The sequence below is a fragment of the Paenibacillus wynnii genome, assembly GCF_030812855.1.
GTDB lineage: Bacteria > Bacillota > Bacilli > Paenibacillales > Paenibacillaceae > Paenibacillus_AQ > Paenibacillus_AQ wynnii_A.
The window spans coordinates 192,260-203,919 of the sequence record NZ_JAUSTK010000005.1; the positions used below are offsets into that span (position 1 = coordinate 192,260).

At 42.3% G+C, this 11,660-nt stretch carries 12 protein-coding genes; 10 read left to right on the forward strand and 2 right to left on the reverse strand.

What is annotated here, in order from left to right; genetic code table 11:
- Positions 1-13 precede the first annotated feature (13 nt).
- The 4 genes from J2T20_RS07585 to J2T20_RS07600 all read left to right on the forward strand — a co-directional run bounded on the left by J2T20_RS07585 (position 14) and on the right by J2T20_RS07600 (position 4,653).
- On the forward strand, positions 14-448 hold the full coding sequence (locus tag J2T20_RS07585; protein WP_307587083.1) for a VanZ family protein: 435 nt from the start codon (positions 14-16) through the stop codon (positions 446-448).
- A gap of 14 nt (positions 449-462) precedes the next feature.
- The gene (locus tag J2T20_RS07590) at positions 463-903 is read left to right on the forward strand and encodes a GNAT family N-acetyltransferase (protein ID WP_307587085.1); all 441 of its coding nucleotides are present in this window, start codon (positions 463-465) and stop codon (positions 901-903) included.
- 142 nt (positions 904-1,045) lie between these two features.
- A complete protein-coding gene (locus tag J2T20_RS07595; protein ID WP_307587087.1) occupies positions 1,046-1,498 on the forward strand; it encodes a MarR family winged helix-turn-helix transcriptional regulator in 453 nt (150 codons plus the stop codon).
- A complete protein-coding gene (locus J2T20_RS07600) occupies positions 1,495-4,653 on the forward strand; it encodes an MMPL family transporter (RefSeq protein ID WP_307587089.1) in 3,159 nt (1,052 codons plus the stop codon). The genes J2T20_RS07595 and J2T20_RS07600 overlap by 4 nt, the downstream gene beginning before the upstream one ends.
- A 106-nt stretch (positions 4,654-4,759) precedes the next feature.
- On the opposite strand, the gene J2T20_RS07605 is transcribed toward J2T20_RS07600, so the two are convergent.
- Positions 4,760-5,434 (reverse strand): tetratricopeptide repeat protein, encoded by a 675-nt coding sequence (locus tag J2T20_RS07605; RefSeq protein ID WP_307587091.1) that lies wholly within the window; start codon positions 5,432-5,434, stop codon positions 4,760-4,762.
- 465 nt (positions 5,435-5,899) lie between these two features.
- Here J2T20_RS07605 and J2T20_RS07610 point away from each other — a divergent pair, with 465 nt between their 5' ends.
- The 4 genes from J2T20_RS07610 (at position 5,900) to J2T20_RS07625 (ending at position 8,753) form a co-directional block, all read left to right on the forward strand.
- Positions 5,900-6,646, forward strand: coding sequence for a metal ABC transporter ATP-binding protein (locus tag J2T20_RS07610; RefSeq protein WP_307587093.1), 747 nt, complete (start codon positions 5,900-5,902; stop codon positions 6,644-6,646).
- On the forward strand, positions 6,642-7,475 hold the full coding sequence (locus tag J2T20_RS07615; protein WP_373457771.1) for an iron chelate uptake ABC transporter family permease subunit: 834 nt from the start codon (positions 6,642-6,644) through the stop codon (positions 7,473-7,475). Before J2T20_RS07610 ends, J2T20_RS07615 begins: the two co-directional genes overlap by 5 nt.
- A gap of 2 nt (positions 7,476-7,477) precedes the next feature.
- A complete protein-coding gene (locus J2T20_RS07620; RefSeq protein ID WP_307587095.1) occupies positions 7,478-8,398 on the forward strand; it encodes a metal ABC transporter substrate-binding protein in 921 nt (306 codons plus the stop codon).
- Between the two features lie 196 nt (positions 8,399-8,594).
- Positions 8,595-8,753 carry a hypothetical protein gene (locus J2T20_RS07625; RefSeq protein WP_307587097.1) on the forward strand — a complete coding sequence of 53 codons (159 nt, stop codon included), beginning with the start codon at positions 8,595-8,597 and terminating at the stop codon, positions 8,751-8,753.
- An 88-nt stretch (positions 8,754-8,841) separates the two neighbouring features.
- On the opposite strand, the gene J2T20_RS07630 is transcribed toward J2T20_RS07625, so the two are convergent.
- Positions 8,842-9,252, reverse strand: a complete 411-nt coding sequence (locus J2T20_RS07630) for a VOC family protein (RefSeq protein WP_307587099.1) — start codon at positions 9,250-9,252, stop codon at positions 8,842-8,844.
- A gap of 407 nt (positions 9,253-9,659) precedes the next feature.
- Here J2T20_RS07630 and psiE point away from each other — a divergent pair, with 407 nt between their 5' ends.
- Together psiE and J2T20_RS07640 are read left to right on the forward strand one after the other, a co-directional pair.
- A complete protein-coding gene (gene psiE / locus J2T20_RS07635; RefSeq protein WP_373457767.1) occupies positions 9,660-10,067 on the forward strand; it encodes a phosphate-starvation-inducible protein PsiE in 408 nt (135 codons plus the stop codon).
- Positions 10,068-10,257: 190 nt separating this feature from the next.
- On the forward strand, positions 10,258-11,622 hold the full coding sequence (locus J2T20_RS07640; RefSeq protein WP_307587101.1) for an ABC transporter substrate-binding protein: 1,365 nt from the start codon (positions 10,258-10,260) through the stop codon (positions 11,620-11,622).
- Positions 11,623-11,660 lie beyond the last annotated feature (38 nt).

Below are 11,660 nucleotides of genomic sequence, written 5' to 3' on the forward strand. Positions count from 1 at the left end.
TCAAAGGAGTAGCGTGAAGTGGCTACGCCGATTAATAGGACCAGCATTAATCCTTTATAGTGTAACAGTTATCTATTGGATGTTTATCGGTTTTGGGAGAGAGATTCATACCGGGGGTATCTTGAAGTATAATCTCGTGCCTTTGCGTACAGTGTTCCTCTTCCTTAATCTTGGTAACGGAGTAGCTCTAACCGATCGGCTAGTAAATTTAATTGGGAATATCGTAGTGTTCGTTCCTTTTGGATTTATGCTCCCGTTCATTCGGAATCGATTATACTCTTTGACAAGACTCACGCTGTATGCGATATTTATCATTCTCATATTGGAAATGATGCAAATGCTGCTTCATGTAGGCAGCTTCGATGTCGATGATCTGCTGTTGAATCTGGTTGGCATTTGGACAGGGTATAGTTTACTCCGGTTTTCCAAGATGAATTCAGAAATGTAGGAGGATTTACATACATGTTAAAAGATATAAAGCACCTCTTAGGAACCCCGGAGGTGAATGAGCTGCTTACTTATGCTGTAATTGACGAGCCTGATGCACTTCAGCATACCTCGTCAGAATATAGCGAACAAGCGGCACTCCAATTATTTGGTTGGGAAGAGGAGCAGTTATTGCTAGGCCTTGTAGGCTTCGAAGAAACGGAAGACGGTTCACTGGAAGTGAAACATATGGCCGTCCTCCCCGAAAATAGAGGCAAAGGCTATGCACGAGGTATGATTTTGGAGCTGCTGACCTCACGCGAACCCCGTTATCTAATGGCAGAGACAGAGGATGAAGTGGCGGCTAACTTTTATCGCAACTTAGGGTTTATGGTATATAGTCTGGGTGTCAATGGTGCAGGAATTGAAATGTTCCGCTGTGTGTATGAAACGGAAGAGTCCGAAGATATGGAATAAGATATATTTTTAAGAATAGGGTTTCCTTACAGTGAATTTATACTGCAGGGGAGCTCTTTTTTATTTGACTTTTTTAGGAGTAGGCAATATAGTTTTACAATGAAACTATTTCATAGTTGAACTATTAGCGGAGGTCGAATCATTGAATAAAGAGGCTCAACATTGGATCAATCGCTACATGGATGCCTACCTCGTCGTGACAAGGCGGATTAATGCCCAGATCAGAGACAGCATTTCGGAAGAACTGACCAGCGACCAGTATCTCATTTTAAGGCTGATCCAAGGTCAGGAACTGTGTACCTCTACTCATTTAGCAGAATCCTTTGCTGTGGGTAAAAGTTCGATCACAGCTATGACCAATCGGTTAGTGGAAGCAGGTATGATTGAACGCACCCGGGATGAGAATGACCGCCGCCAGGTATACCTGTCGATGACGGAGTATGGAAAAAGCATATTTGATGCTGCGGAGAAGCAGGTTCAAGAAATCGTCTCTCCGTACTTGTTCCATTTTGAGGAAAGTGATATTGAGATGTTCATAAGGATGTTTGAGAAGTTGGGAAGTCTAATGCAGGATTCAGGAGGGAAAAACAATTGAAGACCATTTTAAAAGCAAGATGGGCCGTTATTCTTATTTGGCTCGCAGCAGCAGTAGTCTTATTTATGACGGCACCGGCGATATCGGATCTCGTTCGTGAGAAGGGACAAATTTCGGTTCCAGCCGGCTATACCTCATCAAGGGCTGCTGAGATTATGAAGGAAGTATCAGCAGCCAAGGGCGGGGAAACGCTGCATCAGGTGGCATTGGTATTCAATAAACCTAAGGGTATTGGTACCGAAGAAACACAAAGCATTAAGCAGGGTGTAGAGAAGCTGTTCGCGAACAAAGAAGCTCTGCAGATTAACTCCATTGTTGACCCATTTACACAAACTGAACTGAAGGAAACTTTAGTTGCCAAAGACGGCAAGACCCTTATGGTGGCATTGTCCGTTATGGGTGGTGAAGAGGCTGTTAAAGAGCTTCCTGCTAAAGTAGATGCATTACTGTCGGATGTTGATGCTGATCATTACTTGACCAGTGAAGGACTAATTACCGAGGACACGATTGCCAGCTCGGAAGCGGGATTGAAGAAATCCGAATACATTACAGTTGTATTTATTCTACTTATTCTGTTTGTGGTGTTCCGTTCGTTCGTTGCACCGTTTGTACCGCTGCTGACCGTTGGGCTTAGCTACATTGTTGCTCAATCGATTGTGGCCTTTTTGGTCGATTTGTACTCTTTTCCATTATCGACCTTTACGCAAATATTTATGGTGGCTGTCATGTTTGGGATAGGGACCGATTATTGTATCCTCTTGATCAGCCGGTTCAAAGAAGAGCTTACCAGCTCAGAAGATACCAAAAGTGCCATTATCGCAACCTACCGTAAGGCAGGGGGAACGGTCTTTTATTCAGGGCTGGCGGTATTCGTTGGTTTCGTGGCCATTGGATTTTCTAAATTCGTTCTTTATCGTTCAGCGGTTGCAGTTGCAGTAGGGATTGCTGTGATGCTGCTGGCTTTAGTTACCGTTGTGCCTTTCTTCATGGCTGTATTGGGCAAAAAAATGTTCTGGCCGTCACGCGGCAAGCTTGAGCATAGTGAGAGTCGGATATGGGGAGCAGCAGGTTCTTTTTCCTTAAAAAAACCTTGGGCAGCAATGCTGATTGTTGCTGCGGTTGTTATTCCCTTTTTGGCTACGTATGACGGCAAACTTTCCTTCAACAGCATGGATGAGATTGGTTCAGACTATGCTTCGGTTAAAGGCTTTAATATCATCTCTGAGAGCTTCTCTCCAGGTGAAGCCATGCCGGGCAAGATTGTGATCAAAAATGATGATCGAATGGATACCTCTGAATATATGGGCTTGGCTGAGAAAATCAGCCGTGAACTGGAAAAGGTAGAGGGTGTTAAATCTGTACGCAGTATGTCACGCCCGGCTGGAGAGGTAATTAATGACTTTCTAATTCCAACGCAGGTGGGAACACTATCGGATGGTCTAGATCAGACCAATGCGGGATTAACTCAAATTCAGACGGGTTTGTCTGAGGCGAGCAAGCAACTGAGTGACAATGCGCCGAAGCTTAATGAGGCAGTTGCAGGCAGTGCCAAACTCACAAAAGGTACTTCGGATCTCAAAGAAGGCATAGTTGCTTTGGGCGATGGACTATCCCGTATTGAGAACGGCATAAAAAGCGGATCCACCGGAGCAGGAGAGATCAAAGCCGGACTGCAGCAAGCAGCGGCAAGTGCTCAGAAGTTAGCAGATGCCAATGAGGCACTGCTGGCAGGTTATACAAAAATCGGCGGTGGATTAACAGCATTGAGTGGGGGGCTGGGACAGCTTCAAGATCAGCTTGAAGGTGTAGCGACAGCGCTCAACGGATTAGGAACGTCCTTTACAGGCCTGGAAACTAGCCATCCTGATCTTCTGCAGGATGTTAACTATCAGACCATTAAGGGGACTGTGACCGCCAGCGGTACAGGAACCTCCAAGCTTGCGGCAGGCCTGGATCAAGTCTCGGGTCAATTAAAAGGCGCAGCTTCAGGCTTGAATGAGGCTAATGCAGGGTATGCCAAAGCCGCTGCGGGTCAAACCGCTCTGGCTCAAGGCTTGGAGAAGCTGGTTGCAGGAATAGGTCAGCTGCAATCAGGTCTTAATCAGGCCGCAGCCGGCCAAGGCCAAATTGTTGATAAAATTCCTGCTATTTCAGGAGGCCTGGATCAACTTCAAGGTGGACAACAGCAGCTTGTAGACGGTTTTGGCCAACTGACGGGCCAAATCGGAGAGCTGACCGCAGGACTAAGCGACAGTGCGGATGGTTTGAAGCAGATTACAGGCGGTCTGGACTCCGCACAAGACTACCTGAGTCAGATTCAGGCAGCCAAGAATGATGAGTTGAGCGGATTTTTTGTACCTGCCGAGGCTCTTGAGGCGGAAGGGATCCAGACGGTTTTTGACAACTATTTATCTGGTGACCGCAAGGTTATGACTATGGACGTAGTGTTCTCACAGAACCCGTACAGCTCAGAAGCAATTGATAATGTTGGAGATATTCAGGCAGCAGTGGACCGTGCTGTTATCGGGACCAAGTTGGAAAATGCTGAAACAGCCATTAGCGGGGTTACAAGTACTTACAGCGATCTACAGAAAATATCCAATGAAGATTACACACGTACCGTTATTTTGATGCTTGGCGGGATCTTTATTATCTTGGTTCTACTGCTCCGCTCCATAGTTATGCCTATTTATCTTATTGTTTCATTGGTAATCACCTATTTTACATCTTTAGGTGTAACTGAGGCTATATTTGTGAATCTGCTAGGCTATTCAGGGATTACCTGGACTACGCCGTTCTTCAGTTTTGTAATGTTAGTAGCACTTGGAGTAGACTACAGTATCTTCCTTATGGCGCGCTTTAACGAGAACAAAACCTGGGATGTGCGCGAAGCCATACTTCATGCGATGCGGAATATGGGGACAGTGATCCTGTCAGCCGTAGTTATTCTCGGTGGCACCTTCGCTTCCATGTATCCTTCAGGAGTATTGTCGATGATGCAGATTGCAACCGTAGTACTCGTTGGATTGGCCTTGTATGCCTTGATCTTCCTGCCATTCTTTGTACCGGTTATGGTACGGATCTTTGGACGGGGGAATTGGTGGCCTTTCAGAGTTAAACCAAGCGAGCCTTCTTCAAATGAATTGAAAATGTAATTAAAGTGCATTAATAAAACGCAGGCAGTCTCCTATAAACCGGAGGCTGCCTGCGTTTTTAACTTGTAATGTGTGAAAGGTTTTTACTTATGTATGTAGTGGCTAATTATCTCATTTTAGCGAAAAAGCTGCGAAGTGCCCAACGGCGTTCCTGCCGTTTTTTATATTTGGGGAGTGAGCGATAAATGGCTGTGCATTCTGCGAAAGACCGTTTTGCGTCATCTTCTCTGCCTAAAGCCCTATACATGGAGCCAGCTAAGTAATAAGCCTCGCTTGAGGAGGTATGGATCTCTTGAAATTGACTTACATAACACAATGCTTTGTCACGGTCCGTATCACGAAAGCCTTCGGCAAGTCGTAAATAAGGTTGGCCATATTGAGCTTTAGAGTTGATCGCAAGCCCTTGAAGCATCTGCGATTCCCCCTCTTCCAATTGTCCCAGCTTCAGATTCACGAGCCCTAACTCTACCCAAAACTCAGCGGATTGATCATAGCGGGATTGGATTTGAAGAAATAAATCTTTGGCTTCTGAATATCGCTTACGATCTGATAAATGCCGGGCTAGCTCATATTTGGACGCCACATCATTAGGGTTTAATAAAATTGAAGTACGCAGCTTGGAGATTTGTCTGGCTCGGCGAAAAGGCTTGGTAACGTTGGGGAAGATCCCCACGTACTTGCGATCCAGCAAGTACACAATGACCAGCAGAATAAGTATTGCGAGAAAGGGATTTCCCACGATCCTACTAAGCAAAATATAACCTATAAATAATTTAAACATGATTTCCCTCCATTATTTAGCTGTACACAATCATTAAAAGTCAGCAAAGAACCTTTGAAACAGGGTAATTATACCATATTTTTCAATGAACTGATTCCGGATTTTTATTTTGGATACAACTAATCTACTTGTTGAGCGAAGGGGATGTTAAGTGGATTGGACTAGACTAAGCATAAATCAAGAAAATTTAAATTATTATTGACACTTTGCCTAAATTTAAATATATTGAGTAGAAGAATAAATGTTTCCCGTAGGAAACTTTTATGTATAATTACATCATTGTTTCTTGAAGGAAACAAAAATTATTTCAGTCCAATAAATTTCCTAATGGAATTACAAGCTGTCGTAGATTAGAAACCTCATGGTTCTCAGAAGTATTAGTGCAAATTATCTCAGCCTTTAACGAACAGGAGATGATGAAAGTAAAGCTACATAAGATACTCATAGGAGATAAGGAGTTTTGTTATGATCGAGATTAATGACTTAAATGTTGATTATTTCGGTAATTCTGCACTGGAAAATGTAAGTATAGAAATACCCTTTGGGCATGTCGTTGGTATTATTGGGCCGAACGGTGCTGGTAAATCTACATTCATTAAGGCGTTGTTAGAAGTCATAAAAAAAAGAACCGGAACGATTATGGTCGAGGGGAGAGGTATTTCTGAGTATAAACGGAAGATTGCATATGTACCGCAAAAAAATGATATTGACCTTTCTTTTCCAATAACCGTGAAAGATACAGTGCTGACTGGAACGTACCCAAACTTGAGACTTTTCCAGCGTCCCGGAAAAAAAGAGCGGGAAAGGGTCGAGCATTGTATGGCAATGGTGGATATAAGTGACCTTGCGAATAAACAAATCAGTAATTTATCCGGGGGACAGCTTCAAAGGGTCTTCATTGCCAGGGCACTAGCACAACAAGCCCATGTATTTTTCTTGGATGAACCTTTTGTCGGCATAGATCTGGTCAGTGAGAAAATTATTGTAGACCTGCTGAAGCAACTTCGCGAAGAAGGGAAAACGATACTGGTCGTTCATCACGATTTGCATGAAGTCGAGGAATATTTTGATAAAATAATTATCCTCAATAAAAAAATGATTGCTTTTGGTGATGTTAAAGACACCTTTACAACTGAGAATATTCGCCGTGCCTATGGGTCCTCCTTAGGAAATGTGATCATCAAAGGGATGGGAGGGGGGGATAATGATTGATTTTTTATCTGCTTTGTTGAACATTCCAGTCTATGCGCTAAACGCCGGATTATCTGCCATCATTCTTGGCATCGTTTCAGGAGCGTTAGGAAGTTTTATTGTTCTAAGAAAGATGTCGTTGATGGGAGATGCCTTATCTCACGCTGTACTACCTGGTGTAGCGTTATCTTATATCTTAGGGATTAATATCCTTCTGGGAGCCTCACTATTTGGTCTTTTAGCCGCAATTCTCATTCAATTTATTACAAGCCGCAGCAATATTAAAAGCGATACCTCCATCGGAATTATTCTCAGCTCATTTTTTGCACTTGGCATTGTCCTGATCACCTATGCCAAAAGCGGACTTGATCTAACGCATATTTTGTTTGGTAACATTCTAGCCATCCCACAGTCTGAGTTAACGAGATCGTTTATGATTATGATTGTTGTTATCGCGATAATTATATTGTTATACAAGGAACTCTTAATCAGTTCGTTTGATCCGATAGTCTCAAAGGCATATGGTTTAAGAACGGGTTTCTATCATTATCTATTGATGATGCTTCTATCAGTGGTCACCGTATCTTCATTGTCTCAGGTAGGGATTGTACTTGTGATCGCAATGCTGGTTATTCCGGCAGCCACATCCTATTTGTGGACGAATAAATTATCCCACATGATTTTTTTAGCCTCGGCGGTTGGTGCTCTTTCAGGAGTAGTAGGGGTGTTTGCGAGCTTTAGCTTTAATTTGCCGACAAGTGCTACGATCGTCTTGGTAGGAGTAAGCATGTTTAGTATCTCATTTATACTCTCACCTAAAAATAATTTTCTAAGAAAAGGGCTGAAATAGTGATGAAGAAAATAAAAATACTATCTTTGACAATGTTTATGTTGCTACTTGCCGCGTGTTCAAATGTTGGTGAAGAGGAAGCCGATAATGATAAGTTGAAAATTGTTGCAACTTACTCCATTATCGCTGATATGACAGAAAATATTGTAGGGGATAAAGCTGAAGTATACAGTATGGTGCCCATCGGAACGGACCCCCATATGTATGATCCGTTACCCTCGGATACAAGCAAAGTATCAGGCGCAGATTTAGTTTTCTATAACGGATTGAACCTTGAAACGGGTAAGGGATGGTTTCAGGACCTTCTCGAAGTGACCAATAAAAAAGATGTTGCATTTGCTGTTTCAGAAGAAGTAACTCCCATCTATTTAAGCGAAAAAGGGAAAGAAACTCAAGAAGATCCCCATGCTTGGCTAGATATTCAGAATTCAATAAAGTATGTAGATATCATCACACAGCGTGTAATTGAAAAAGATCCAGACAACAGAGAGTTTTATCTAAAAAATCAAACTGATTATGTTAAACAGCTTGAGGAAATGGATCAATATGCAAAAAAAGCTGTAGAAGAAATCCCACAAGAGAGACGTATTCTTGTTACAAGCGAGGGGGCTTTCAAATATTTTTCGAACGCCTATGGATTTAAATCAGCTTTTATCTGGGAGATCAATACAGATAGCCAAGGAACGCCGGAACAAATGAAAAAAATTATTAAAATCATTGATGAAAATCAAGTACCTGCTTTATTCATAGAAACAAGCGTTAATCCGAAAACAATGGATACCATCTCAAATGAAACAGGGGTACCGATTTATTCAAAAATATTTACCGATTCTTTAGCTAAAAAAGGCGAAGAAGGGGACACTTACCTTAAGATGATTAAATGGAATATTGATAAAGTCATAGAAGGGTTATCCCAGAAATAAACGATTGAATTTAATTCCTATGGTTTATGAAGTCGACTTAAGTATTAGCTACAAAGCTGATACTTAAGTCATTTTTTTTAGGTGAGGGATCATTAAAAAAATGTTTAGGATTGGAAAGACCGGGGTAAATAAGGAATAAGAAATTTCGCATCTATCGTAAATTCATTGGAAAGATTACGGAAGGAGGTTGAAGTAAATGAGTATGACAGTACATAATCTTATGGCTTTCAATCATCAGTTTTTTAGACCTCAGCCCGTGGTCAATCCAAAGCTAGAGAAATCCGATAAGACCACCCTAAGCTTTCAGGAAGTTCTGAACGAGAAATTGAGATCAAACCATGGAACAAGCAAATAAAGAACTTCCTAATAGGTTGACATGTGAAAAGCCGAATGTAAGGCCCTTGGTTAGGGTCGATGCATTCGGCTTTTTGTTGTTCTAGCCATTAGGAATGAACAATATTAGTAGCTCCGAAGGAATTTCCACTCGGATCGCGAAACCCGAATCCCCCTAGTCCTTTTCCATCCGGAAATAGATGTAATGGGGTTACGGTGACTCCATTCTCGGATAGGAATGCATGAAATGCTATGAGGTCAGGAACATAGAAATCAATAACACTATGGGTGATATCTGTATGACTGTTTTTAAAGGTTAAACGCTCATTGTCACTGGTTTCTACCAGATAAAGAGTAGGTTCACCCGAGGAATTTGTGGCTGAATAAGTCAGCATAGCTGTATGATCAGTTTTTGTAAGGATAGATGTGCCAAGATTCTTTGAATACCAAGAAATGGACTCTCCCAAATTTGTTACGGGAATTTCTACGGTTGCCACACGAAGAATGTGTTTTTCGGTCATCTCCATCCACTCCTGTACTTAGATTAAGATCTAACCTCATAGAATTCGCAGGTTCGTCGGGAATAATAGGCTAGATCGCTTACTCTTGACTGCAACACGACATCAGCATCAGTAAAGCGCACGACAGCAGCACTGGAAACCACCATGTGATCATCCTGGAAGACACGGACATGCAATTTGCGATCCATCGCTTCCTGTAATTCGGTATCAGTAATTATAGGGCGGTTAATAGGCATAGGTTAGAAATCTCCTCTGATCAAGTTGTTCAAAGCTATAAATAGAAGTAACAACAGTATACCTTTGGTGAAAAAGAAAACCAACCTTTAACCGAAATTCCATGGCGTGCTTGCTGTGAAAACGGAATCACTACTATACTGAAGTTACTTTTAGTGGAGGAGGTGATCGAGTTGAAAATGAAAAATAAATTTGAGTACATTCCGCAAGTCCTTCAGTGGGTTTTGAACATCGCTCTAATTGTGTTGGCGCTCATTCTTGTTACATTTCTAGGGAAGGAGACGCTGTATATCTTTGGCTTCATAAATGACAAGGGAGATTTAAGTAAGCTGGATTTATTGGAGGGTATTCTGATTTATTTTTTGTATTTCGAGTTCATTGCCTTAATCATCAAGTATTTCGAGGCAAGACATCATTTCCCACTCCGTTATTTTATCTATATCGGAATTACGGCGATTATTCGACTGATCATTATTGATCACGAGAATCCATTCGACACACTGGTTTACGCCGTAGCAATTCTGGTACTGGTCATTACGTTGTATCTTGCCAATTCCCAGCTGCTTAAACGGGATAATTAACGGGCTATTATCATCAAAATATAGAGTTTTCCTAACAGCTATTTATGGGCTGTTGGGGCAACTCTTTTTAATGTACAAACAAAACCGTAAGTATTTCCACCTTAAATCGGAAGTTTGCCTCCTCAAAAAAAAAGAATGCCTACTGTACACTGGAAAATGTAAGAGAAATAGTCGAAAGGGGTACAGATGAATGAAAAGAGTAAAACATTTGGCACTGATGTTGGTTGCTATCATGCTTGTAGCTTCACTTGCAGCATGCGGAGGCAACAACAATGCCAAGAACAGCACTAATGATTCCAAGAACACTTCAGGTAACACCGCTGCAACAAACGATGCTACAAAAACTGAAGAGACTGCTGAGCCCGCAGAAAAGGTTGAGCTTTCCGTCTGGACACTCGGTATTGTTGACTATGAAGATCTGGCTAAAGAGTATACGAAAGAACATCCAAACGTAACCTTCAAGTTCCAAAATACAGGCGATCAAACCGCTCACCACAACAACCTGACCACAGCGTTGTCGGCAGGATCGGGTGCTCCTGATATTTTCCAACTTGAGATCGGTTTCATGGAACGTTTCATCAGCGCTCAGGATAAATTCTACAACTTGAATGATTTAGGTGCGAAAGACATTCAAGCTAACTATCTCGACTGGAAATGGAAACAAGGTTCCTCTGTGGACGGCAGCTTCCAACTCGGTCTTCCAACGGATATCGGTCCAACGGTTGTGTATTACCGTTCAGATCTGATGAAGGAAGCCGGCCTGCCAGTAGATCCAGCAGGATTAGGAGCAGCACTTGATACTTGGGATAAGTTTGCAACCGTTGCCAAACAGTACAAGGAAAAAACCGGTAAACCTTTTGCAGACGTAACAGATTTGGTGTTCAATGCACTTCGTGACCAGTCTCAAGATGAAATCTATTTCAGCAAAACAGATGGCTCATTCATTGGTGACACCAATCCACAAGTGAAAAAAGCGTATGATTTTACAGTTAAAGGCATTCAAGAAGGTTGGATCAGCAATGCAATGTTATGGTCCCCTGAATGGGGTCAAGGCATGACAGACGGCGGATTTGCAGTCGTTCTTGGACCTGCATGGATGGCTGGCAACATCAAGACCAATGCTCCGGATTCAACTGGAAAATGGTCCATTACGCAACTTCCAGAAGGTGCTGGTAACTGGGGCGGTTCATTCCTGACACTGCCTAAAGAAGGCAAGCATTCTAAAGAGGCTTACGATTTCATTCAATTTGCACTTAACAAAGAGAACCAATTGGGATCATTTAAATCTGTAGGCCTTATGCCTTCGATTCCAGCATTGTTCGAAGATCCTGCCTTCACAGAAGGTAAAGATGCATTCTTCGGAGATCAAGTTACAGCAGTTGAATATGGTAAAGCTGCACAACGCGTAAAACCGGTATTCTACGGACCTTTGCATGACCAAACAGATACTTTCTTCAAAAACGCCCTGAAAAACGTATTGGAGAAAAAGGCAGACCCGGCCAAAGAGTGGGATGAAGCAGTAAAACAAGCGAAGAAGCTTGCAGAACGCAGCTAAATTCGAACCAAAATGAGTGAAATGTCCGGGTTTAACGG